At 36.1% G+C, this 25380-nt stretch carries 18 protein-coding genes and 1 pseudogene; 18 read left to right on the top strand and 1 reads right to left on the bottom strand.

The genetic code is table 11. The features are described from left to right. Positions 1 to 2: 2 nt before the first annotated feature. The 12 genes and pseudogenes from opp4B to JF73_RS05185 all read left to right on the top strand — a co-directional run bounded on the left by opp4B (position 3) and on the right by JF73_RS05185 (position 19596). The gene (opp4B, locus tag JF73_RS05240) at positions 3 to 962 is read left to right on the top strand and encodes an oligopeptide ABC transporter permease (RefSeq protein ID WP_046327257.1); all 960 of its coding nucleotides are present in this window, start codon (positions 3 to 5) and stop codon (positions 960 to 962) included. A 14-nt stretch (positions 963 to 976) separates the two neighbouring features. Then, positions 977 to 1894: an ABC transporter permease gene (locus JF73_RS05235; RefSeq protein ID WP_046327256.1), complete on the top strand. Its 918-nt coding sequence runs from the start codon at positions 977 to 979 to the stop codon at positions 1892 to 1894. Positions 1895 to 2428: 534 nt separating this feature from the next. After that, positions 2429 to 4189 (top strand): annotated as a pseudogene (locus JF73_RS05230) (oligopeptide ABC transporter substrate-binding protein). Between the two features lie 193 nt (positions 4190 to 4382). Further along, positions 4383 to 6149, top strand: coding sequence for an oligopeptide ABC transporter substrate-binding protein (locus JF73_RS05225; protein WP_046327255.1), 1767 nt, complete (start codon positions 4383 to 4385; stop codon positions 6147 to 6149). 269 nt (positions 6150 to 6418) lie between these two features. After that, positions 6419 to 8188 carry an oligopeptide ABC transporter substrate-binding protein gene (locus JF73_RS05220; protein WP_046327254.1) on the top strand — a complete coding sequence of 590 codons (1770 nt, stop codon included), beginning with the start codon at positions 6419 to 6421 and terminating at the stop codon, positions 8186 to 8188. 107 nt (positions 8189 to 8295) lie between these two features. Then, entirely contained in the window at positions 8296 to 8982 is a 687-nt protein-coding gene (gene rnc, locus JF73_RS05215; protein WP_046327253.1) for a ribonuclease III, read from the top strand. Positions 8983 to 8994: 12 nt separating this feature from the next. Further along, positions 8995 to 12558, top strand: a complete 3564-nt coding sequence (smc, locus tag JF73_RS05210) for a chromosome segregation protein SMC (RefSeq protein WP_046327252.1) — start codon at positions 8995 to 8997, stop codon at positions 12556 to 12558. A 2-nt stretch (positions 12559 to 12560) separates the two neighbouring features. After that, positions 12561 to 13775 carry a signal recognition particle-docking protein FtsY gene (gene ftsY / locus JF73_RS05205; RefSeq protein WP_084608692.1) on the top strand — a complete coding sequence of 405 codons (1215 nt, stop codon included), beginning with the start codon at positions 12561 to 12563 and terminating at the stop codon, positions 13773 to 13775. Positions 13776 to 13803: 28 nt separating this feature from the next. Beyond that, positions 13804 to 15228: a C69 family dipeptidase gene (locus tag JF73_RS05200; protein ID WP_046327251.1), complete on the top strand. Its 1425-nt coding sequence runs from the start codon at positions 13804 to 13806 to the stop codon at positions 15226 to 15228. 144 nt (positions 15229 to 15372) lie between these two features. Continuing rightward, positions 15373 to 16245 carry a PRD domain-containing protein gene (locus JF73_RS05195; protein WP_046327250.1) on the top strand — a complete coding sequence of 291 codons (873 nt, stop codon included), beginning with the start codon at positions 15373 to 15375 and terminating at the stop codon, positions 16243 to 16245. Further along, complete coding sequence (locus JF73_RS05190; protein ID WP_046327249.1) at positions 16223 to 18106, top strand: beta-glucoside-specific PTS transporter subunit IIABC; 1884 nt, start codon at positions 16223 to 16225, stop codon at positions 18104 to 18106. Before JF73_RS05195 ends, JF73_RS05190 begins: the two co-directional genes overlap by 23 nt. Before the next feature lie 8 nt (positions 18107 to 18114). After that, entirely contained in the window at positions 18115 to 19596 is a 1482-nt protein-coding gene (locus tag JF73_RS05185; protein WP_046327248.1) for a glycoside hydrolase family 1 protein, read from the top strand. 46 nt (positions 19597 to 19642) lie between these two features. On the opposite strand, the gene JF73_RS05180 is transcribed toward JF73_RS05185, so the two are convergent. Next, on the bottom strand, positions 19643 to 21076 hold the full coding sequence (locus tag JF73_RS05180) for an APC family permease (protein WP_046327247.1): 1434 nt from the start codon (positions 21074 to 21076) through the stop codon (positions 19643 to 19645). Positions 21077 to 21455: 379 nt separating this feature from the next. On the opposite strand from JF73_RS05180, the gene ylxM reads away from it, so the two are divergent. The 6 genes from ylxM to rplS all read left to right on the top strand — a co-directional run bounded on the left by ylxM (position 21456) and on the right by rplS (position 25348). Further along, complete coding sequence (gene ylxM, locus JF73_RS05175; protein ID WP_046327246.1) at positions 21456 to 21797, top strand: YlxM family DNA-binding protein; 342 nt, start codon at positions 21456 to 21458, stop codon at positions 21795 to 21797. Positions 21798 to 21801: 4 nt separating this feature from the next. Next, the gene (gene ffh / locus JF73_RS05170) at positions 21802 to 23229 is read left to right on the top strand and encodes a signal recognition particle protein (protein ID WP_046327245.1); all 1428 of its coding nucleotides are present in this window, start codon (positions 21802 to 21804) and stop codon (positions 23227 to 23229) included. Positions 23230 to 23315: 86 nt separating this feature from the next. Then, complete coding sequence (gene rpsP / locus JF73_RS05165; RefSeq protein WP_038523039.1) at positions 23316 to 23588, top strand: 30S ribosomal protein S16; 273 nt, start codon at positions 23316 to 23318, stop codon at positions 23586 to 23588. A gap of 64 nt (positions 23589 to 23652) precedes the next feature. Next, positions 23653 to 24168, top strand: a complete 516-nt coding sequence (rimM, locus tag JF73_RS05160; RefSeq protein WP_046327244.1) for a ribosome maturation factor RimM — start codon at positions 23653 to 23655, stop codon at positions 24166 to 24168. Continuing rightward, positions 24158 to 24883: a tRNA (guanosine(37)-N1)-methyltransferase TrmD gene (gene trmD, locus JF73_RS05155; RefSeq protein WP_046327243.1), complete on the top strand. Its 726-nt coding sequence runs from the start codon at positions 24158 to 24160 to the stop codon at positions 24881 to 24883. Before rimM ends, trmD begins: the two co-directional genes overlap by 11 nt. Positions 24884 to 25000: 117 nt before the next feature. After that, a complete protein-coding gene (gene rplS / locus JF73_RS05150; protein ID WP_038523030.1) occupies positions 25001 to 25348 on the top strand; it encodes a 50S ribosomal protein L19 in 348 nt (115 codons plus the stop codon). The last annotated feature ends 32 nt before the right edge of the window (positions 25349 to 25380 follow it).

Raw genomic sequence — 25380 nt, 5'->3', positions numbered from 1 at the left:
TTATGTGGAAAACAGTTTTAAGAAGAATTTTAGTTATGATTCCGCAAATAATCATTTTAAGTATTTTGGTCTTCTTCTTGGCAAAAATGATGCCAGGTGATCCATTTAGTGGTCAAATAAATCCAAATACTGACCCTAAGCAAATAGAAGCTTTGAAGAAGGCAGCTGGGTTATATGATCCAGCACCTATACAATATGGTCGCTGGGTAAGCAATTTATTTAGAGGCGACTTGGGGACCAGCTATATTCAGCATGTACCAGTAACATCGTTAATTGCAGATCGGGCAGTTAATACTTTTTGGCTATCTTTATTAACAACAATTATTAGTTATTCTATTTCTATTCCTCTGGGTGTCATTGCTGGACGTCATCAAGATGAATGGCAGGATCAGGCAGTACAAATATTTAATTATGTGACATTTGCTATTCCAGGCTTTGTTTTCTACATTTTAGGAATTTGGCTGTTTGGTTTTACTTTAGGCTGGTTCCCCATTTCAGGGTCTGTTTCTCCTAATGCTTCTGGTTTTTGGGGGACACTAGGCAGTCAACTTTATCATATGATTTTACCTGCTATCTTGAGTGCCTTGATAACAACTACTGGTATTGTCCAGTACTTGAGAACAGGGATTGTTGATAATAAGGTTGAAGATTATGTCCGTACGGCGCATAGTAAGGGTGTTCCAGAAAATGTCGTATTTAATAAACATATTCTGCGCAATTCACTTTTACCTATAGCTTCTTCATTTGGGACTGTGATCACTGGTTTACTAGGTGGGTCCATGATTATTGAAACAGTGTTTAGTTATCCTGGTATGGGTAAACTTTTCTTGGATTCAATAGACCAACGTGATTACACTACACTTACAGCTTTAATTTTGATTTTTGGTATATTAACACTTCTGGGCAACCTACTTTCTGATATTATCATGAGTATAGTTGATCCAAGGATTAGGATAAAATAAGGGAGGAAGAAACAATGTTTAAGAAAGAAAAAGACGCTTCTGCTAAAGAAGAAAAACAGCAAGTTTCTTCTCCTGCTTCAAGTTTTAAAGTAATTGCAAGAGAAGTTGTTAAAGACAAAGTAGCTCTAACTGCATTTATAGTGATTGTCATAATATTTCTATTTACGTTTGGTGGTTCACTATTTTTGCACTCTGATCAAGTAACTGAAACGAAAATCCTTGATGCTTATATCAGCTGGGGTACTAGCGGGCACTTTCTCGGCACTGATGATGGGGGCCGTGACATATTACAACTTCTAATTATGGGTGGTCGTAACTCAATTTTAATTGGATTGGGAGTGACCCTCGTTTGTGAAACTGTGGGTCTGATTGTAGGTCTAGTTTCTGGCTATTATGGTGGTTATATTGATGCTGTCATAATGAGAATTGTAGATTTTGTTCAAGTTTTACCAGCTATGCCTATTGAAATTGTACTGGTTACAGTTATTCCTCACTATAGCTCTGTAACTTTGGTTTGGATAATTTCAATTTTTGGTTGGACTGGAACCGCTAGATATTTTAGGGCCTTTGTCCTTTCTCAAAGAGAAAGGGACTATGTTTTAGCTTCCAAAACTTCTGGATCATCTGATATCAAGATTATGTTTCGGGAAGTTTTACCCAATATTGGTTCGATGTTAATTATTGATGTCGTTTTAACAATTGCTGGAAATATTGGTATTGAAACCACCCTATCATTTATTAATTACGGACTTCCTTCTACTGTTCCGTCTCTTGGTACATTGATCGGTTTTGCCAATGATCCGACTAACGTTGTTAGTCGGCCGTGGCTATGGGTTCCTGCTACGGTTCTGTTGCTGGCAATCTCGCTAAGTATAAATTATGTTGGTCGGGCACTGCAAAGAGCAGGTGACGCAAGACAAAGAGAAAATTAAGAGATATTCATTCTTAAAAAGCATTTTTGGTTAAAAAATGCTTTTTTATGTTAGATAAAAAGTAAATTAGTAAATTAAAAAACTTTTAGTTACAGATGTAATTTATTTTGTATCATACGGTCAGCTTTTAATACAACCACCTCGAATAAAAACCGGTTTCCTAAGAAAAAACGTGAAACTCAACCGAGACCGGAAATTACACCAATTGATGATTAATAATTAATACAAAAACCTGATGTTGCAAAAGCAATATCAGGTTTTATATTTTTAGTAAAATATATAAAGAGAAGAATTATCACTACTTAGTAACTTTGCTATATCTTAAGAATATGAAAACTAATTATTTAATCCGCAGTATTAATTAAGATTATCCATATTTTTGTCATTTTTCGCTTAAACATTAGCTTAAAAATAATAAATAATTATATAAATAAAAGTATTATATTGAAATTTTAATATTATGTGCTATTATTTAATAAATTTAATAATAAGTTTGTTTTACAACTTCATAAATAAATAAAAGGAGTTATGAAAATGAAAAAATCAAGAATATTTGGTTCTGTAGGATTAATCAGTGCTGCAGCATTGACTTTAGTAGCATGTGGTAAAGATAATAACAAAAGTAATAGTAATGATGCAAAGACTGCCAACAAGTTTTCTCAAACAGTGCCGAAAAAAGCAGTAAAGCAGGGTGGAACTGTAAAAATTGCGATTGAAACCGATTCACCTTTTACTGGGATTTTTAGTGATGAAATTTCCATGACGCAAATTGACGCTAATGTTGCTCGGCCAGCAGATGAATCTCTTTTTGACACAGATGATAATTATAGAATTAACGACTAAGGTCCAGCTACTTTAAGAATTAATCAAAAAGATAAAACGGTTAGGATTACAGTCAAAAAGGGCGTAAAGTGGTCTGATGGTAAGCAAGTCACTGCCAAAGATATGGAATACTCCTATGAAATTATGGCATCAAAAGCGACTAAGACAGAAAGATATACTAGTCAATTTGAATTTATCAAAGGGATGAAAGCTTTTCATGAAGGGAAAGCCAAAACAATTTCTGGAATAGAAATGCCGGATGGTGAATCTGGTAGAAAGATGGTTTTGCATTATTCGGAACTTAAGCCGGGTATGACTAACAGTGGTAATGGCTACTTTTGGGAGGCAGCTGCTCCCTATCATTATTTGAAAGATGTTCCGTTCAGTAAATTGCAATCATCTGACAAAATTAGAAAAAAGCCGCTTTATTTTGGTTCTTACAAATTATCCAAATTGGTGCGAGGACAATCAGCAACTTGGACTCCCAATAAATATTATTGGAGAGGAAAACCTAAATTAGATAAGATTGTCTGTCAGGTTGTATCTACTAAGTCAGCCACACAGGCGATAAAGAGCCACAAATTCGATGTGATAGATGTCATTAATATTTACTGGAAGGATATTAAAAATACTAAAAAAGTCAATTTTGTAGCTAAGATTCCGTTAGCATATGATTATTTAGGTATAAAAGTAGGTAAATGGGATGCTAAAACAAATAAAAATGTCATGAACAAGAATTCTAAGATGGCAAACAAGTCTCTAAGACAAGCAATTGGCTATGCAATGAATGTTAAACAAGTTTCAAAGCATTATACCAATGGATTAACTTTCCACGTTCCTACATTAATTCCCGCACAATTTGGTGATTACTATAATAAAGATATTAAGGGTTATAATTATGATCTAAAAAAAGCTAGTCAAATTTTGGATAAAGCCGGTTACAAGAAAAAAGGTAAATGGCGTGTTCAACCAAATGGTAAACCACTTAAAATCAACCTTTTGGCAAAAAGCCGTACTCCTATGGATGAGCCAATTGTTCAAAACTATATTCAACAGTGGCATAAAATTGGCTTAGATGTTGAATTAGTTGGCAATAGGATGACAGAATTTAATGCTTTTTATGACAAAGTTCAACATGATGCTCCTGAAGTCGATATGTTTATTGCTGGCTGGAACTTATCAAGCGAGCCTTCACCTGCTGCATTATATGATGTTGGTGCACCATCCAACTATAGTCGCTTTGCTACACCAGAAAATACTAAACTGATGAATTCATTAGATTCTCAAAAGTCTTTTAATCATAAATATCGTGTGGAGCAATTTCACAAATGGCAACAGTACATGTTTGATGAAGCCTATGTCATACCTTTGAGCAATTCCTATGAAATTACCTCTGTTAATAGTGCATTAACCGGTTATTCTAAGAGACCATCGCAAAGTAACAGTCTCTGGTATCAAGTTGGTTATGCCTAGTAATTTGAAATGTTGTTGTGTTGACAAAAGTAGTTATAATAAAAAGTCATTAAATTATTTTTGATATACACAAATATAAAACTAATTAAAACAAGATTAATATTCAACTTGCAAATTTAATTTAACGTGTTATTATAAAATTATTAACTTGTTCCAGTTCAGAAATAATAATTTAAGAAAGTGAAGAGAATTTATGAAAAAAGGAAAGTTTCTAGGTTCTATAGGGTTATTATCTGCTGCAGCTTTAACTCTAGTAGCCTGTGGTAAGAGTAATAATAACAATAACAGTAATGAAGGAGCTAAGACAGCTAGCAAGTTCCCTGAAGCCGTGCCAAAGAAGGAAGCTAAACAAGGTGGAACAGTCAAAATTGCTTTACTAAGTAATTCCCCATTTACTGGGATTTTTTCAAATGAATTATATACGGTTTCAACAGACTACGAAGTTTCAGGACCAGGAAATGAATCTCTGTTTGATACAGACGATCAATTTCGTTTCAATGATAAAGGTCCTGCCACGATTAAGCTTGACCGTAAAAACAAAACTGTGACTATTGTCGTTAAAAAAGGCGTCAAGTGGTCTGATGGGAAGCAAGTGACAGCTAAAGATGTTGAATACCCATACGAGATTTTAGCTAATAAGGGAACTAAGTCGCAAAGATATTCAAGCCAGCTTGAGAATATTAAGGGAATGAAAGACTACCATGAAGGTAAAGCAAAGACCATTTCAGGAATTGAAATGCCTGATGGTGAAAATGGTAGAAAAGTAATCTTGCACTTTACTCAATTAAAACCTGGTATGACAAATAGCGGTAATGACTACTTCTGGGAAAGTGCAGAGCCGTATCATTACCTGAAAGATGTGCCTTTTAACAAGTTAATGGAGTCTGATAAAGTTAGAAAGAAGCCTTTGTACTTTGGACCTTATAAGTTAACTAAACTTGTTCGTGGTCAAGCGGCAACCTGGACACCAAATAAATATTATTGGCGTGGTAAACCAAAACTAGATAAGATAGTATTTCAGGTAGTATCTTCTAATTCAAGTTCGCAAGCGATTAAAAGTCACAAATTTGATATTTCGAGTGTTGTAAGTTCCCAATGGACACAGGTTAAAAATACCAAAGGCGTTAACTTTGTAGCCAGAATTGGGTTAGGATATTGGTATGTTGGTTTCAAATTGGGTAAATTTGACTCGAAGACCAATAAAGTAGTGATGAACCATAAATCAAAGATGAATAATAAGGCTTTACGTCAAGCCATTGCTTATGCTATGAATGTTGATGAAGTAACTAAGCACTATACTCACGGTATATCATTCCATGTGCCAACTCTTATTCCGGCACAATTTGGTGATTACTTTAATAAGGACATTAAAGGTTACACTTATAATTTAAAAAAGGCCAACCAAATCCTAGATAAAGCTGGATACAAAAAGAAGGGCAAATGGCGTGTTCAACCAAACGGCAAACCTCTTAAAATCAAGTTTTTGGCTATGAGTGGTGGTGCCACCCAAGAGCCAATTATTCAAAACTATCTACAACAATGGCATAAAATTGGTTTAAATGTTAGTTTAGTCGGAGGAAGATTAACTGAGGGTAACTCATTCTACGATAAAGTTCATAACGATGATCCAGCAGTTGATATGTTTGAAGCTGGCTGGAACCTTTCTTCCGAGCCATCACCTCAAGGACTTTATAGCGAAGGTTCACCATTTAATTATGAGAGATTTGCGACACCTGAAAATACGAAACTACTTGAGGAAATGGATTCACAAAAAGCTTTTGACCATAAATATCGTGTGCAAAAGTTCCACGAGTGGCAGAAGTATATGTTTGATCAAGCATTTGTCATTCCAACTACGAATTCATACTCAGTGACTGCTGTTAACAAGAAGCTGACAAATTATTCATTAAAGCCTTCTGACAGCAACACCGTTTACTTTAAGTTGGGTTATGTAAAATAGTATTATTTAATTAAAAATATAGTTTATATACAATAAAAACAGATAAAATTCGCATTAAAGCATTTTATCTGTTTTTTTGTTCTCTAAAAATTTAATTATTGAACAATTAATCAAGATATCATATTACGCAAAATTAAAACTAAAAATTTTAATTTGTTTATGCTTTAGCTTAACATAGTATTGCAAATTTCATGCTAAATGCTAATATTTATATCTGTTAACTTGCTTCCAAAATACCTTTAACTTTATCAATTAAGGAGATTCGTATTATGAAAACAAGAAAAGCTTTGGCTTCTATGGGTGTTATAACAGCAGCAGTTTTGACTTTAGCTGCCTGTGGAAAAAATGAAGGCAGTAAAACCGAAAATAAGAATTCGACTAAAAAATTTGCGGTACAAACGCCTGTTAAAACTGCAAAAAAAGGTGGCACTATTAGGGTTGCTGAAGAAACAGATACGCCTTTTACCGGTATATTTAATGAAGAATTACAAATGAGTCAGACTGATGCAGATGTTTCAAGTCCTGGTCAAGAATCATTATTTGATACCGATGATCATTATAAGATTAATGATGAAGGTCCTGCGACGTTGAGATTGGATCGTAAAGCAAAAACCGTGACTATCGTTATCAAAAACGGGGTAAAATGGTCAGATGGTAAACAGGTATCTGCCAAAGATATTGAGTTTGCTTATGAAATTATTGCTAATAAAGCTACAAAATCACAAAGATATTCATCTCAATTTAATATTATTAATGGTATGAAAGAATATCATGAGGGGAAAGCTGATGCTATTTCTGGTATAGAAATGCCGAATGGACCTGAGGGTCGAAAAGTAGTTTTGCATTGTAAAGAATTGAAGCCGGGAATGTATTATAGCGGTAACGGTTATATTTGGGAAGCTGCTGCCCCATACCACTATTTAAAAAATATCCCTTTTGCTAAACTTGAATCATCTAATCAAATTAGGAAAAAGCCTTTATATTTTGGTCCTTTTAAGGTGCAAAAGATTGTTCAGGGCCAATCCGTGACGTGGATACCAAATAAATATTATTGGCGCGGTCAACCCAAATTAGATAAAATTATTTATCAAGTGGTTTCACCTAATTCAGCATCTCAATCAATCAAGAATCATAAATTTGATATTGCAAGAGTTGTAAATAGTCAGTGGAAAGAAGTCAAGGACACAAGTGGGGTTAATTTTGTGGCAGAAATTCCTTTAGCCTATAATTATATGGCATTTAAGGTGGGAAAATGGGATGCCAAGAAATCAAAAAATGTTATGAATCCTAATGCCAAAATGGGCGATAAGGCGCTGCGGCAAGCAATGGCCTATTCTATGAATACAGACGCTGTATATAAGCATTATACTGATGGCTTGAGTTTTCAAGTACCGACTTTAGTTCCAGCTGAATTTGGTGATTATTTTAATAAAGATGTAGCTGGCTATTCATATAACCTTAAAAAGGCCAATCAAATATTAGATAAGGCAGGCTATAAGAAGAACGGTAAATGGAGAACAAAACCAAATGGTAAGCCCCTTCAAATCAATCTTTTAGCAAAATCGGGGGATTCGATTCAGCAACCTATTATGCAAAATTATATCCAACAATGGGAAAAAATTGGGTTAAACGTAAAACTTGTTGGCGGTCGTTTGACAGAATTTAATTCATTTTATGATAAAGTTCAGCATGATGCACCAGGTATAGATGTTTTTATGGCAGGTTGGTCGCTTTCAAGTGAACCTTCGCAAGCGCAAATGTACAGTGCAGGAACTATGTCAAATTATTCTCGTTTTGTTACTCCAGAAAATACCAAATTAATTAAAGAAATGGATTCACAAAAATCATTTAATCATGATTACAGAGCTGCAAAATTCCATGAATGGCAAAAGTACATGATTGATGAAGCTTATGTTATTCCAACATACAATTCTTACCAAATCGATGCCATTAATAAGGATTTAACCGGCTATTCTTTACGTCCCAGTGAAATGAACAATGGCCACCCATTATGGTATAAAGTTGCCTACGCGAAATAAACTAAAGCTTAGAAACTAATGTTGAGAAAACTATTGTCATTAGAGACAATAGTTTTCTTTTTTACTAGTAAAAACTGGTATAATCATTGTATTAAGGGGATGACAAAATGGTTAGTACTAAATTTATTAATCGTCTATATGCAAAATATAAAATTAAATTTAATAATCCAAAGTTATTAGAGGAAGCGTTTACCCATTCGTCTTATGCTAACGAACATCCAGAAGAGGGAATTCGTGATTACGAAAAACTAGAGTTTTTGGGAGACGCTGTTCTTGAGTTAGCAATTTCTGATTACCTTTACCGCAACTTCACTAGTTTAAATGAAGGTGAGTTAACCAGAATGCGTTCTAATATTGTAGATACAGAAGGCTTTGCAGAGTTTGCCCAAAAATTTGGTTTTCCAGCGGAAATTAATCTGGGTCATGGTGAGGAAAAAGCAGGTGCGCGCTCACGTAAGACGCTTTTAGAAGATGTTTTTGAAGCATTTAATGGTGCGCTTTTTCTTGATCAAGGCATGGAAGCTGTCGAACATTTTTTGAATTTGACTGTCTATCCGTTAATTGATGCGGGCAAATTTGATGCTTCACGCGATTACAAGACCGATTTGCAGGAGTTCTTACAACAAGATGGTCCTGTTAAAATTGAGTATGAGGTTTTAAAAGAAGAACAAATGCCGTCAAACTTTACGGTTCAATTAGTAGTTAATGGTAAGATAATGTCTCAAGGACAAGGGCATAATAAGAAGGCTGCCGAACAGGAAGCTGCCAAGGTTGCCTTGTCTAAACTCAATTAAGGAGATGAGTGTGTGCCACTTACAGAGTTGATAATTGACGGGTTCAAATCTTTTGCAGAAAAAACAAAGATACAATTTGATACCGGTATTACTGGTATAGTTGGTCCTAACGGTAGTGGCAAAAGTAATATCACTGAGGCAATTCGCTGGGTTATGGGTGAATCCAGCGCTAAATCATTACGGGGTTCAAATATGAAAGACGTGATATTTGCCGGCAGTGAATTTCGTAAACCCGCTAATCATGCAGAAGTTTCCCTAATTTTTGACAATAAAAAGCGTGAGCTGAACTTTAAAGATGATAAAGTAGTCGTGACCCGCCGAATTTTGCGCTCGGGAGATAACGAATACTTAATCAACAAGAGAAACGTCAGACAAAAAGATGTTCGCGCGTTGTTTTTAGATTCTGGTATTTCTCAAGACAGTCTTGCTATTATATCTCAAGGTCGAGTGGACCAAATCCTCAATTCCAGACCGGAAGAGCGCCGGTCATTATTTGAAGAAGCAGCAGGAGTTTTGCATTTTAAAAAACAAAAAGAAGAAGCAGCAGTTCAACTTAAGCAAACGACTGAAAATTTAATTAGGATAAACGATTTAGTTAAGGAATTGGCGCAACGAATTGAACCACTTCATGAACAAAGTTCTTTAGCTAAGGAATACCAATTTCAGAAAAAAGGTTTAGATGAGAAACTAAAAGCTTTGCTAGCTTTTGAGATACAGGACCTAGATAAGCAAAAACATGCAGAACAGGAAAAGGCTGATCAAAACCAAGTTCTTTTGTCAAAACTTGACCGTGAAGTAAAAGAGTCTCAAAATGCTGTTGCCTCTAAAAGGGAAGAGTATAAAAAATTAAATACTCAACGAGAGCAAATTCAACAAAATTTGCTGGCTTTGACAAAGAAACTTTCTGATATCAATACTAATCTGCAAGTTGTTGAGCAGAGCAAGCAATACAGTGAAGCAACCAAAAAAGAGTATCAGTCTGAACTAGAAGAATTAAAAAAACAAATTACCACTTTAAAAACAGATTGCTCATCTTTAAGAGAACAAGAAGACGATTTGCTTGAAAGACAAAAAAGTTTGCAAGAAAAGCGAGCTGAACTTGCGCACCAGCTAAAAGATAATCCAGATGAATTAAATGCCCGTCTTGAAAAAATGAGAACTGATTACATTCAACTGTTGCAAGATCAAACTTCAAATAACAATGAAATAGTTTATCTTAAGTCTGAGTTGAAGAAAATATTGGATGGTAGCCAGTATCAAACTACAGATGTCGCCCAACAACTTGCAAATGAGACTGATGAACTAAAACGTTTAAGAGATGAAGGCAAGAGACTGAAGGAAAAATATCAGTCTGAAAAAACAGAATTAGAAGATCTCACTAAAAAACAAACAGAAAAGCAAAAAAGACTGTTTGCTGTTAAACAAGCTTTAGAAAGTCACAAGCAGCAATACAACCAGTTAAAAGCGCGTAATGATGCTTTAGAAAATATTCGCAAACGTCATGAAGGCTACTATTATGGTGTTAAGAACGTTCTCAATAATTTGGCAGATTATCCCGGGGTAATTGGTGCCGTAGGTGAATTAATTTCTTTTCCGGCTAAGTTTGAAGCAGCTATGGCAACTGCATTAGGTAGCGGAGTGCAAGACCTAGTTACCAAAACAAAAACTGACGCCCGCGATGCAATTAATAAGCTCAAAAAACGGGGGGCAGGACGAGCAACTTTTTTACCATTAGATGGCCTTAGAGAATATACAATACCCCCTTCAACTGTCAAAATTATATCAGCTTATGAAGGTTATCAAGGCATAGCGAGTGAATTAGTTGCCAGTATTCCAGGAGTAGATATCAACTCTGCCATTAATTATTTGCTAGGTAGTACTATAGTCGTTGATACAATTGAAAGTGCTATGACAATTAGGCAGCGCGTTGCCCGCTACCGCATAGTCACACTTGATGGTGATGTCATTTCACCAGGTGGATCCATGACTGGCGGTACTCGCAATCAAAAAAGCAATTCGCCCCTGCAGACAGTTGCTGAAATTAACAAGTTGCAGGCAGCTATTAAAGAAATACGCAGCAAAATTGCAGGTGAAGAAGAACAATTTACCAAAATAGACGCTCAAGAAAATAACCTGTTAAAAGAAATAGCACAGAAACAGGAAGAAAAACAGCAACTAAGTCGTGACTTGGGAGAAGCCGCCCTTTCTTATCAAAATCAAGAAAAAGAAGTTAACAGACTGAAAGAAGCAAACAAATTATTTGAGCATCAGGAACAAGAAAGAAATAAAGAAATTGCTTCAACCAAAGAGGCATTAGAATCAGCTACTGCCAAAAAAGCAACTTTTGAAAAGGAAATAATCACTCAAAAAGGTTTGATTGCTGATCTACAAAATAAAATCAAGAACTTCTCCACATTAAATGAGCAAGTGCAAGATAAATTAGGTCAACTTGACCCTCAAATCGCCGTTTATGCCAATAAGCTGGAAAACATCGCTAATCAGGAATCCGAGAAAAAACGTGAACTAGGGCGGCAGCAAAAGCAAGTTACCGCCTTAACAGAAAAATTACACAGTCTTGAGCAAAACAGTAATCTTGATCATGAAAACAAGACCAAGTATGAAACTGAAAAAACAAAGAGTGAAACACAAAGGCAAGATTTACAAAAGCAACTGAATACATTAAGCTCAAAATTGGGTCAATTTGATGCCAAGATCAATCAGCTTGATCAGGTAGCAAGTCGTAACTATGACTTACGTAAAGATGCTGCTGCTGAACAAGAAAGATTTTCTGTGGCAATTGCACAATTTAACAGTAAAATTGACCAGCGACTCACTAGACTAAGTGAGGACTATTCCCTAACTTATGAAGCTGCCCTTGAGCAGGCAAAAACTACTAATAACAAGGAGAATAGGGCGCAACTCGAGCGGGATGTCAAATTACATCGTATGTCCTTAGAAGATATTGGTCCGGTTAATTTGAAATCTATTGAAGAATATGAGAATGTTAAGAAACGCTATGATTTTCTCAATGGACAACAAAACGACTTGTTAAAAGGTCGGGATAATTTGGAAAAATCAATGTCGGAGTTGGATCAAGAAGTTTGCAATCGTTTTAGCAAAACATTTAATGCTGTGGCAGAGAGTTTTTCAGATTTATTTCCGGTAGTATTTGGTGGTGGCAATGCCAAACTGGTGTTAACCGCACCTGAAGATTTACTTGCAACCGGAATTGAAATTATTGCCCAACCACCAGGAAAGAAGCTGCAAAAATTGAGCTTGCTTTCGGGTGGAGAAAGAGCTTTAACTGCCATCACCTTATTGTTTGCTATGCTTAAAGTTAAACCAGTACCATTTTGCGTACTTGATGAAGTCGAAGCAGCACTAGATGATGCCAACGTTACTCGTTTTGCCCAATTTTTGGAAAGATATGATATGCACACGCAATTCATTGTGATAACACATAGACGGGGAACAATGGAAAGGGCAGATCAGTTATACGGCGTAGTGATGCAAGAATCGGGTGTATCACAAGTATTGTCTGTTTCTTTAAAAGAATTAAAAAATGAGGTGAAATAAAATTGGGATTATTTGATAAAATTAAAAAGTCTTTATTTGGCGAAGATGAAGAAAAGAATACTGCAGAAGAAAAAAAGCAGACTGAAAAAGAGGGCTCAAAAGAAGGGCAGGATAGAGATCAAACTCAACTAGACAAAGAGACAAAAAATGATTCAAAATTAAGTGATGATTCAGCACAAGAAGAAAAGGATGCAACTGCTACCGCAAAAAGCGAAGACAGTGAGAGTGAGTCTTCATCTAGTGAATCGCTGAGCGATAATGATTTAGATATAAAAGAAGCCACAAATGAAACTGAATTATACGAAAAGGGTTTAGAAAAAACCAACCAAGGCTTTGGCGCAAGACTAAATCGGTTTTTTGCTCAATTTCGTACAGTTGATGAAGATTTTTTTGATGATCTGGAAGAGTTACTGATAGAATCCGATGTCGGTTATGAAACAGCTGAAGAATTAACTGATGAGTTGCGAGATGAGGCAAAATTACAAAAAGCAAAATCTCGTGATGATTTGAAGAAAGTCATAGTAGAAAAATTAGTTAATCTTTATGACGAAAATGGTAATTCTGAAAATGAAAAGCTTAAAGTACATAATGATGGCAAACCTAACATCTATCTTTTTGTAGGTGTCAATGGAGCAGGCAAAACCACCACGATTGGTAAATTGGCGAAACGTTTTAAAGACCAAGGCAAATCTGTTCTCTTAGCAGCAGCTGATACTTTTAGAGCAGGAGCTGTTGAGCAACTCGAACAATGGGGCGAAAAAGTTGGTGTGCCGGTTGTTACGGGACAGCAGCAGGCTGATCCCGCTTCAGTAGTTTACGATGCAACTGATAAAGCTCTAAAAGAAAATTATGATTATTTGTTGGTGGATACTGCAGGACGCCTGCAAAATAAAAAGAATTTAATGAGTGAGCTTGAGAAAATCGAGCGCACTATTAAGAAGCAGGCACCTGCTGAACCGACAGAAACCTTATTAGTTTTGGATGGCTCAACTGGTCAAAATGCGCTTTTACAAGCTAAGGATTTTGATAAAACCACGAAACTAACTGGATTGGTCTTAACCAAGTTAGATGGCTCATCTAAAGGGGGAGTGGTTTTAGCGATCAGAAACGAAATGAAACTACCGGTTAAATTAGTTGGTTTAGGCGAAAAACCTAGCGATCTAGCCGATTTTGATGCTGCAAACTATGCAGTGGGTCTATTTCATGATTTAATTTAGTATAAAACAATTTCAAGGGGAGATATTAATGAAAGAATACAGTGCATGTACTACTATTTTAGTTGGCAAAAAAGCTTCGATTGATGGTTCGACCATGATTGCTCGTAATGATGATACTTTTCGTCCCATTACACCGCAAAAGTTTATTATCAGACCTGCTGCTAAAAATGAATCTGGTCGTAAAATTAAGTCTTGGTTGAATAAGTTTGAATTAGACTTACCTGAAAATGCTCAAGCTGTTCCGGCTGTACCAAATGTTGATTACAAAAACCGTGGATATTACGATGAAAGTGGTATTAATAAAGAAAACGTGGCAATGTCATGTACTGAATCAACATACGGTAATGAACGTGCGCTTGCTTTTGATCCACTGGTAAAAGATGGTCTTGACGAAGATTGTATGCAGTCTGTTGTTTTACCTTATATTCACTCTGCCAGAAATGGTGTTGAATATTTAGGTAAACTAATTGCCAAATATGGCTCACCAGCAGGTAATTCAGTCCTTTTTGGTGATAAGGATGAAATTTGGTACATGGAAATCGTTACCGGTCATCATTGGGTGGCACAGCGTATTCCAGATGATGCTTATGCCATAGCTGCTAACCGTGTATCAATTGAACAAGTGGACTTTGATGATTCAGAGAACTTTATGTGGAGTGAAGGCATTCAAGACTTTGTGGCGCAACATCATTTAAACGTTGATCATCAGGGTTGGAATTTCCGTCATATTTTTGGTACCTATAGTCAGCAAGATCGATTTTATAATACTAACCGCGTGTGGTACGGTCAAAAATATTTTAATCCTGAAATTGAGCAAGATCCTACTGACGGAGATTTGCCATTTATTCGTCGAGCAGCTAAGAAAATTACCAGAGAAGACATTGAATTTGTGCTTGGTAGCCATTACCAAAACACACCTTATGATCCCTTTGGCAAAGGAACAGAAGAAGAAAAACATCGTTTCCGTCCCATTGGATTGAACAGAACGCAAAATTCACATATTTTACAGATAAGAAACGATATTGAAAGTGATAAGGCTGCAATCATGTGGTTATGTATCGGCGGACCTACATTCACACCTTTTGTGCCATTTTTTGCCAATATGAATGACACTGATCCTTCATACAACAATACTTCTATGGAATATAATCTTGATGATGCTTGGTGGTATTATAAATCTTTGGCTGTTTTAGTAGAAAGTCATTACCCACAATTTGTGCAATTAGATACTGACTATTTAAATGAACTTAATCAATATTATCGCAGGCGTGTAGAAGATGTGATTGCTCAAGCTCAAGGCAAAACTGGTGCTGAATTGACTTCATATTTGACTAAGGCTAATCAAGAAACAGTGACTTATACTCGCAAACGGTCAGAAAAATTGTGGGCACAAATGATGATTGACTCAATCAATATGTCTAAATTAACCTTTAATATGGATGAAAATCTCTAAAAAAACTTGAACATAATTCATGAAAGCGATATTATTAATATGGCAAGTGAATAAGAGTGGATTTGTTAGCTACAATGTGGCGCAAGACTCACTTATCCTTAATCTGAGGATGAGTGAGTCTTTTTTTGTCAAAAGGGAATGAAAATGATTATTAAAAAAATACTGAATAACGGCGGAGTAGTGACCACTAATAAAAATGGGGCAGAAATTGTTGTCTTGGGAAAAGGAATTGCTTTTGGTAAAAAAGTGGGAGATACCATTCCTCAAGACAAAGTTTATAAAATTTTTTCTCCGGTAAGTGACGAACAAAGAAAAGTTTTATTGCAAACGATTCACGAAACAGATCCCATCTTTTTTCAAATTGCACAAAAAATTGTTGATAGGTTAAAAAAGGAAGAAGGGATAGAGCTCGCAGACAGTGTTTATATTACATTGACTGATCACTTGGCAACCAGCGTAGAAAGGGGAAAGAAGGGACTTTATTTAAGCAATAGTTTTCTGTGGGAAATTCAGAATTATTATCCGAAAGAGTATAGATATGGAATTTGGGCTTTAAAGTTATTAAATAAGCAGTTTAAGTTAAATTTTCCAGAAGATGAAGCCGGTTTTATAGCCGTTCATATTATTAGTGGAGAGTTAGGTAACGATATTAGTGATTTCAAGAAATCAGTTGATTTTATTAAGGAAATTACCAAAATAGTTCGTTATTACTTTAAGATAAATATTGATTATCAATCTTTAAGTTATAACCGGTTCGTAATACATTTAAAATTTTTTTGGAAATATATGGTCTATCAAAAGGATAAAAAATCGTTTGGTGACTTGAGTAGTGAAATTCTTGAAGTCATAAAAAATAGTGATGTTGCCGCATATAAATGTGCTTTGAAGATCAAAGAATATATCACTAAGACATACAATTATGATCTTAGCAACGAAGAAGTAATGTATTTAGCCATTCACATAAACAAAATAACTTCAGAAACGGAGAAAAAGAATGAAATACGAAGAGATGATTAAAGAAATTTTAGCTGCAATTGGAGGTGCAGATAATATTCAATCTGTGGTCCACTGTTCAACTAGACTGCGGTTTGTTTTAAAAAATGATCAAAAAGCAGATCCCAAACAAGCCGAAAAGATTGACGGTGTCCTGCAAGTAATACAAAAAGGGGGACAATTCCAATTTGTAATAGGAAATAATGTGGGAGAAGTATACGACCAACTTGCAAGTGATATTAAGCTGGAAGACTCTCAATCTAATGCTGAAAATTCAAGTGGTGAGAAGAAAAAAGTAAGTATCTTTGATGCAATTATCAGTGCGATTACTGGTTCAATTGCCCCTGCTATACCTTTATTAGCGGGTGCTGGTATGGGTAAGGTCTTACTCTTGATTTTGACAATTACCCATGTAATGTCTGATAAAAGTCAAACATACCAACTTTTAAATTTGATTTTTGATACGGGATATTATTTCATTCCAGCTTATGTAGGCTTTTCTGCAGCAAAAATATTTAAAACGGATAGTATGCTAGGTGCCTTTATCGGTTTAGTTACCGTCAATCCTAATTGGGTGGGCATCGTAACAGCAAATAAACCATTTAAATTTTTAGGGTTGCAAGTGCCACTAATTCAATATTCTTCGACTTTAATCACTGCAATTCTGTCTGTGTGGATAATGTCGTACATTTATAAGTTTGTTAGGAAAATCACACCAGGGATGGTTAAAGTTTTCATGGAACCAATGCTGACGATGTTAATTACTGCTCCCTTAGTATTTTTATTTATTGGTCCACTTTCAAACTGGATTTCTCAAGGTATTGCGTTTATTTCATTGTGGTTATTCCATAATGCCGGCTTCATAGCAATTCCTATTTTAGCTGCCGCATATCCATGGTTGGTTTCAGTTGGTATTCATAAAGCTTTATCGCCTATTAGTATTCAATTAGTGGCTGAACAGGGTTTTGATCCGATTATTCGTGTCGTTGCGCTTTGTTCTAATATCTCACAAGCGGCAGCTTCTCTTGCAGTTGGCTTAAAAAGCAAAGATAAAAAGTTAAAATCTCTTGCCCTTTCGTCAAGTGCGACAGCTTTTTTAGGTGGTATAACAGAACCGGCATTATTTGGTGTCAACCTTAAGCTAAAAAAGCCCATGTATGGCGCAATGATTGGAGGAGCAATTGCCGGCTTAGTAGCCAGTTTCTTGAAGTTAAAAGCATTCATTTATGTTACTCCCGCTATTTTAAGTTTACCAATGTGGGTTTCTAAGACTGAAAACTTTGTCATTCAGGCAATCATTATTATGATAGTTGCCAGTATTGTCACTTTCATAGCTACCTGGCTAATTGGCTTTGATGACCCGGTTCAGACAGAGCAGGCAGAAAGTAAACAAGATAAGGTTAATTCACAACGTCATCCAAGTTTTAACTTAAAAGCACCTGTCAAAGGAAAACTAGAAGACATTACACAAGTTAGTGATCCGACATTTTCAAGCAACGTAATGGGAAAAGGAATTGCCATAATACCAGAAGAAGGTCGAATTGTTGCACCTGCTGATGGAATAGTTACCGCCGTTTTTGAAAGTCAACATGCGATTGGATTACATTTAAAGAATAACGCGGATGTTCTAATTCACATTGGCATAGATACGGTTGAATTAAAAGGTCGCGGCTTTGAGCAATTTGTCAAAAAGGGAGACGAGGTTAAACAAGGACAAGAGTTAATTAGATTTAATATTGCTGAAATAAAAAAAGCGGGCTATGATCCCACGGTTTTAATGGTTGTAACCAATACTAAGGACTTTTTGCAAGTGTTACCAATAATAGATAAAGAAGCAGCAAAGAAAAATGTATCGGATAACGACAACGTTATGTTACTAGTTTAGGAGAGAATATGAATTATTATAATGTTCCCCCAAATTTTATTTGGGGCTTGGCAACTTCAGCAAATCAAGTTGAAGGAGCCTGGAATGAGGGTGGAAAAGGTTTTTCAATTGCGGATGTTGAAAAATATGATTCAGCTAAAGACCAAAATGATTATCAAAAAGTAAACCAAATAACGACTAGTGATATTCAAACAGCAATGGCAGATAAAAACACGGCTGCTTACGGCAAAAGACATGGGGTAGATTTTTATCATCGTTATGACAGCGACCTCACCCTTTTAAAACAAACAGGAATCAGTGCTATGAGAACTTCAATTGCCTGGAGTAGAATTTTTCCTCAAGGTGACGAAAAAGAATCCAATTTAGATGGCTTAAAATTTTACGACCATTTATTTGCTAAGATGCAGGCTTTAAAAATTCAACCTATAATCACTTTGTCCCATTATGAAATTCCACTGCAATTAGTATTAAAATATAATGCTTGGTATGATAAAAAAGTTGCTGATTATTTCGTTAAATTCGCTAAATTAGTCATTGATCGCTATCATGGGTTGGTAAAATACTGGATACCCATCAACGAAATAGATAGTATTTTGCGCCACCCATATTCTTCTGGAGGATTAGTTGAAGATAGGTTTCCTCATAAAAATTTTCAAGAGGTAATTTATCAAGCTCTGCATAATCAAATTACTGCTTCTGCAGCGATTACCAATTACATTCATGAAAATTATCCTGACCTGATGGTTGGCAGTATGATCACTAGTACGATGGTTTATCCTTATAACAGTGATCCCCAAAATATGTTGCAGGCTACAGCGGTGATGCGGGAAAGTTTGAATTTTAGCGACGTGCAGATACGAGGTCAATATCCTCCTGTTTTATTGCAAAAAATAAAGAAATTGCAACTTAATGTAAAAATGACGAAACAGGAATTACAGATCATTGCCAAGGGTACAGCAGATTTTGTTGCCTTTTCATACTATTCTTCCGTTTGCACTGCTTATAATACTGAGGGACTCAAGGTCACGAAGGCTAACAGAACCGCAGGAGTGTTTAATAAATATCTCCCTGTCAGTGAATGGGGCTGGCAAATTGACCCAATCGGTTTAAGATTAACATTGATTAATTTATATGATAGATACCAAAAGCCCTTGTTTATAGTTGAAAATGGACTAGGTGCTAAAGATACTTTGACTAAAGAACAAAAGGTTCACGATGAGTATCGCATTGATTATTTGAAAAAACATATTGCACAAATGCTTGAATCAGTTAATAATGATGGTATTGAATTAATGGGTTATTTAATGTGGGGGACAACTGATATGGTTTCAGCTTCAACTACTCAAATGTCTAAACGTTATGGCCTAGTTTACGTTGATCTCGATGATTACGGCAAGGGAACGTATCAGCGATATAAAAAGGATTCTTTTTATTGGTACAAGGATTTATTATCTTATGATCGACAGATACCCAAAAAGTTTTTTGAATAGGACAATTTTTACTTAAATAAAAAGCCTGGGAGACCCCAGGCTTTTCTTATTTCTTAATGTTATTGTTCATAGTTGAATGCTGCATGCCATAAACCAAATAAATAATAATGCCAATAATTGACCAGATTAACATATATTTCTTTGCTTGAAGATCTAGGCCCCAAAACACAGCTAATGAACCTAAAAATGCTAAAAGCGGTAAAACAGGGTAACAAGGCATTTTGAATGCTGGATCAACGATGTCTTTTCCTTCTCGCGGTCTTAAACGGTAAATTCCAATTGACACGAACATAAAGGCAATTAAAGTTCCGGCAGAAACTAATTGTGTTAGGAATGTAAATGGTATAAAAGACGAGATGATGATTGAAACAATGGCGATTGTCCATAACGAATTGGCTGGGCGATGTTCACGATTTAACTTACCCAGTTTTTTAGGTAACATGCCATCACGTCCAAGTGAGTAAACTAAACGTGAGCTTGCCATACAAAGCCCAATTAAGGCCGTAAACATACCTAAAATTGCGATTGATTGCACAATAGTAGCAATGTGAGTAAAACCGGTTTTTCTCAAAGCATAACCAACTGGCTCAGCCGAGTTTAGGTATTGTTGATAAGGCACCATGCCCACCAGAACTAAGCTTACTGCCACAAATAAGGCCACAGCAATGAACAATGAGCCAATAATTCCTTTTGGCAGTGTTTTTTGAGGATTAACAGCTTCTGCTGAGTTAGACGCTATGGTATCAAATCCTAAAAATGAAATATAAATCATGGAAACCCCAGCGTAAATACCTTGCCAGCCACCAAACGGTCCCTTTGCAGTTGCGCGGTAATGAGGAATAAAAGGAATAAAGTTGGCTTTTTTAACAACTGTCAAGCCCACAATAACAAAAAGCAATATTGCTAAAACTTTGACTACTACTAACACATTTTCTACGCGAGAGGCTTTTGAGACCCCGAAACTGACTAAAAATGCGGCCAGTAAAATTGCTATTAATGCCACTAAATCAACTAAACCACCATTGACACCTAATGGATTAGCTAAGGCAGCTGGTAATTTCCAACCAAGGGGTGCAATTAATGCACGCAGATTAGCTGACAAACCTGAACTAATAAAGGCCATTCCAATTAAATATTCAGCTAATAAGGCCCAGCCGGAAAACCAACCCCAAAATTCTCCAAAAATCACGTTAATCCAAGAATATACGGAACCAGCAAAAGGCATCGCCGCAGCCATTTCTGCATAAGCAAATGCAACTAAACCAGCTACAATTGATGCTATGACACATGAAATAGCCACCGCGGGTCCAGTATGTAAAGCTGCAACTTCACCTGGTAAAGTAAAAATTGAAGTTGAAACTATAGTCCCTACACCAAGCGCCAAAAAATCACGCACTTTAAGTGTTCTAACTAAATGACCGTCTTTTTCCTGATAAATGCCAGGATCTTCTTTACGGTTCATTTTTTCCCATAAATTCACAGTTTATGCTCCTTAAAGTTTAGTGTTTAATTTACAAATTAATTTATCAGCGAACCAGCAAAAAGTTCACACAGTAAGTGACTAAGGTGTGAACTTTTTTAATATAAATTAAAAGATCAAAACTAACATTTTTTGCAAATTAACAATTTCAATAAAAAAAGTGGTACCTAAATTAATAATTCTCGTACCAACTTTTTGATAAATTTTAAGAATAACTCAATTTATAATCGCTATATAAATATCCAAAAAATTCATTAAAAACCATGATACAAATTTTTATAGTGAAAAGCAAGAACTTGTGTCTTTTGCATACTTAAAATCCGGTTTTCAAGATCGTCAATTACCAACATTTTTGCTATACTGGTTCAAGGTGAGAGTAATGAACGAACTCGAAAAAAATGAAATTTTAGGTGACCTATACGCATACTATGGTCGTCTTTTAACCAGAAGCCAACAAAACTATTTTGAGGATTATTATTATAATGATTTATCTTTAGGAGAAATAGCTGCCAACCATCATGTTTCTCGGCAGGCAGTCTACGATAATTTACGTCGCTGCCGTAAACTATTAAAAAATTACGAAGATAATTTACATATGAAGCGTGATTACAATAAAATAGAGCTTAATTTAGACCAAGTTATATCCGCAATAAAAAAAGACAATCCAAATGAGGCTTTGGAGCTGTCCACTAATCTATTAAAACAACTAAGGGGAGAATAAATATATGGCATTTGAAAATTTAAGTGAGAGGATTCAAAAGGCCTTAAAAAATTTAACCGGTAAAGGAAAAATATCAGAAGACGATATCAACAGTGCCAGTCGTGAAATAAGACTTGCCTTGCTTGAAGCCGACGTCAATTTTAAAGTTGTAAAAGACTTTATTAAGAAAATTAAACAGGAAGCACTAGGAAAAGAAGTCCAAGAAAGTCTTAATCCCGGTCAACAGGTTATTAAAATTGTCAATGATGAATTGACTAAGATGATGGGTGATAGTGCCGTAACTTTAAATAAGTCTAAGCACATTCCAACCGTAATTATGATGGTGGGACTTCAAGGTACTGGTAAAACAACTACTGTAGGCAAGCTCGCTAACCTATTAATGCAAAAAGAAAAAGCCCGCCCTTTATTAATCGCAGGCGATATTTACCGTCCTGCTGCTATTGACCAGTTGCAGCAAATTGGCGACCAATTAAAAGTTCCGGTTTATAGCGAAAAGGACCAAAAAGATGTGGCTCAAATTGTCCAAAACGGTTTACGTCAAGCTGAAACAAACAAAAATGATTATGTCATTATCGATACGGCCGGTCGTCTGGAAATCGATGAACCGCTAATGGCGGAACTTGAGCAAGTTAAAAAGGTGGCGCAGCCAGATAACATTTTATTGGTAGTAGATGCCATGACGGGTCAAGCTGCAACTGATGTTGCCAGAGGATTTGATAGCCGCTTAGATATCACTGGTGTCATTTTAACTAAACTTGATGGTGATACCCGTGGTGGTGCTGCTCTATCAATTAGGGCAGTGACTGGTAAACCAATCATTTATACTGGGCAGGGTGAAAAACTAACTGATTTAGAACAATTCTACCCTGACCGCATGGCATCAAGAATCTTGGGCATGGGTGACATGCTGACTTTGATTGAAAAAGCTCAACAAGATTATGACGCTAAAAAGGCTGAAGAAGTTGCTGAAAAGATGAAGGAAAATACTTTCGATTTCAACGACTTTGTCGATCAACTGGAACAAGTTGAAAAAATGGGCCCTCTTGATCAATTAATGAAGATGATTCCGGGGATGGCGAACAATCCGCAACTTAAAAATGTCAATTTTGATAAAAAACAGATTGTTTATGTTAAAGCCATTATTTCTTCTATGACAAATGAAGAACGTGAGAACCCTGAATTACTTAACCCTAGCCGTAGAAGAAGAATTGCAGCTGGTTCTGGACGGCCGGTAGTTGAAGTCAACAGAATGATTAAGCAATTTAAACAGGCCCGCGATATGATGAGCAAGATTACCAAGGGTAATTTTAAAGGAATGGATAATCTACCGGGGATGAATTCTCCTATGGGACGAATGGCTATGCGTCACATGGGGAAGAAATTTAAGAAGAATAAGAAAAAGCGGATGAAGGTCAAGAGGTATCATTCATAAAAAAAGCACCTGTTAAGTAAAAACACTTTACACCTAAAAAAATAAGTGCTATATTATTTAACGTAACTTTTAGGAGGAATAAATTTATGTCAGTAAAAATTCGTATGCGCCGCATGGGTGCTAAGAGAAAGCCATTTTATAGAATCGTTGTCGCTGATTCAAGAATGCCACGTGATGGTCGTTTTATTGAAGAAGTTGGTTACTATAACCCAGTTTCTGTTCCTAAGGAATTGAAATTAGACGAAGACAAGATTTTTGAATGGTTGAAGAAAGGTGCACAACCTTCAGATACTGTACGTTCACTTCTTTCAGGTGCAGGCTTAATGAAGAAACTGCATGATTCCAAATTCAATAAATAGTGAATCGTTTGTTAAAAGTTTGAAGTTGACTACTTCAAACTTTTTTCTTTGACTAGGAGAAATTATGCAATTTTATGATGTTGCACGGATATTGTCTACTCACGGACTTAAAGGGGAAGTAAAAGTTGCGTTAATAACCGATTTTCCTGAAGAACGGTTTGACTTGAATAAAAAGTTAGCTATCAAAAATGATTCCGAAACGGTTTTAACAGTCAAAAAAAGCAGACCCTTTAAGCAATTTTGGCTGATTCAATTTAATGAAATTACTGATATTAACAGTGCTGAAAAGCTAATTGGGGAAACTTTGGTTGTCAGCGAGCAAAATCAACATGAACTGCCTGCAGGATCTTATTATTATCGCGATATATTGGGCTGTGATGTGTTAGATAATCAATCGGGGGCTAATTTGGGTCAAATAACTGGTATTGAAACTCCTGGTGCGAACGATGTCTGGGAAATTACCGAAGAAAATGGTAATGAGTATTTAATTCCCTATATAGATCAAGTTGTTAAAAAGATAGACGTTGAACATAAAAAAGTTTTTGTAGAACTCTTGGAAGGATTACGCAATGAAGATTAACGTATTGACGCTTTTTCCGGATATGTTTACTCCGCTGACGACTTCAATGCTCGGGCGTGGTCTTGAAGATGGTAAATGGCAGCTCAACTTAGTCAATTTTCGTGATTTTACCACTGATATTCACCACCATGTTGATGACAGTCCTTATGGTGGTGGCGCTGGCATGGTCTTGCAAATTATGCCGATCAAAAAAGCACTCGACTCAATTAGGAATAAAGGCAAAGTAATCATTACCGCGCCTCAGGGTAAAACTTTTAATCAAAAAATGGCTCAAGAGTGGTCTCAAGCAGAAAATCTCACATTTATTTGTGGTCACTATGAAGGCTTCGACCAGCGCGTTTATGATCTAGCTGATGAAATTGTTTCAATCGGTGATTATGTCCTAACGGGTGGGGAATTGCCGACAATGAGTATGATTGATGCCACAGTTAGATTGATACCGGGAATTTTAGGCAATGATGCCTCACCAGTGGAAGAAAGCTTTGCTCACGGCTTGCTGGAATATCCCCAATATACTAGACCTGATGATTTTGAGGGTATGAAAGTTCCTGCGGTTTTAACGTCTGGCAATCACCAAAAAATAGCTCAATGGCGGCACAAGGAAGCTTTACGGGCAACTTATTTGTATCGCCCAGATTTGCTTAAAAATTATACTTTGAGTAAAGAAGAAGAAAAAATGCTGGCGCAAATAGAGCAGGAAGAAGATCAAACTTGATTTTAGCTGTTAATTTTGCTAGTATAACTGAGGTGTGAATTTATTTTGCACTAATAGTTAGGGGTATTCCGCTGACGTAGAAAACGCTAATGAATGCCGCAGAAGGAGAAAATAAAAATGGATCCATTAATTCAAGAATTAACCAAAGAACAATTACGTGACGATATTCCTGACTTTCGTGCAGGGGACACAGTTCGTGTTCATGTTCGTGTTGTTGAAGGCTCACATGAACGTATTCAGATGTTTGAAGGCGTAGTTATCAAGCGTAAGGGAACTGGTATTGGTGCCAGCTACACTGTACGTAAGATCGCATCTGGTGTTGGTGTTGAGCGTACTTTTCCAGTAAACGATCCACGTGTTGCCAAGGTTGAAGTATTGCGTCACGGTCGTGTACGTCGTGCTAAACTTTACTACTTACGTGATCGTCACGGCAAGTCTGCTAGAATTGCAGAAAAGCGTCGCTAATTCACGCTTAAGTAAAAGAGAATCATTCCGTA

Source organism: Lactobacillus helsingborgensis (assembly GCF_000970855.1).
In the GTDB taxonomy this organism is placed as follows: domain Bacteria; phylum Bacillota; class Bacilli; order Lactobacillales; family Lactobacillaceae; genus Lactobacillus; species Lactobacillus helsingborgensis.
This window is presented reverse-complemented; position numbering and strand designations above follow the sequence as displayed.

Excerpts from the sequence above, each read along its gene's own strand:
- JF73_RS05190 (WP_046327249.1), top strand. The coding sequence starts at position 16,223 with ATGAAATACGAAGAGATGATTAAAGAAATTTTAGCTGCAATTGGAGGT.
- JF73_RS05195 (WP_046327250.1), top strand. The coding sequence starts at position 15,373 with ATGATTATTAAAAAAATACTGAATAACGGCGGAGTAGTGACCACTAAT.
- JF73_RS05235 (WP_046327256.1), top strand. The coding sequence starts at position 977 with ATGTTTAAGAAAGAAAAAGACGCTTCTGCTAAAGAAGAAAAACAGCAA.
- rnc (WP_046327253.1), top strand. The coding sequence starts at position 8,296 with ATGGTTAGTACTAAATTTATTAATCGTCTATATGCAAAATATAAAATT.
- JF73_RS05185 (WP_046327248.1), top strand. The coding sequence starts at position 18,115 with ATGAATTATTATAATGTTCCCCCAAATTTTATTTGGGGCTTGGCAACT.
- trmD (WP_046327243.1), top strand. The coding sequence starts at position 24,158 with ATGAAGATTAACGTATTGACGCTTTTTCCGGATATGTTTACTCCGCTG.
- JF73_RS05200 (WP_046327251.1), top strand. The coding sequence starts at position 13,804 with ATGAAAGAATACAGTGCATGTACTACTATTTTAGTTGGCAAAAAAGCT.
- ylxM (WP_046327246.1), top strand. The coding sequence starts at position 21,456 with ATGAACGAACTCGAAAAAAATGAAATTTTAGGTGACCTATACGCATAC.
- rplS (WP_038523030.1), top strand. The coding sequence starts at position 25,001 with ATGGATCCATTAATTCAAGAATTAACCAAAGAACAATTACGTGACGAT.
- rimM (WP_046327244.1), top strand. The coding sequence starts at position 23,653 with ATGCAATTTTATGATGTTGCACGGATATTGTCTACTCACGGACTTAAA.
- ffh (WP_046327245.1), top strand. The coding sequence starts at position 21,802 with ATGGCATTTGAAAATTTAAGTGAGAGGATTCAAAAGGCCTTAAAAAAT.
- rpsP (WP_038523039.1), top strand. The coding sequence starts at position 23,316 with ATGTCAGTAAAAATTCGTATGCGCCGCATGGGTGCTAAGAGAAAGCCA.
- opp4B (WP_046327257.1), top strand. The coding sequence starts at position 3 with ATGTGGAAAACAGTTTTAAGAAGAATTTTAGTTATGATTCCGCAAATA.
- JF73_RS05225 (WP_046327255.1), top strand. The coding sequence starts at position 4,383 with ATGAAAAAAGGAAAGTTTCTAGGTTCTATAGGGTTATTATCTGCTGCA.
- JF73_RS05220 (WP_046327254.1), top strand. The coding sequence starts at position 6,419 with ATGAAAACAAGAAAAGCTTTGGCTTCTATGGGTGTTATAACAGCAGCA.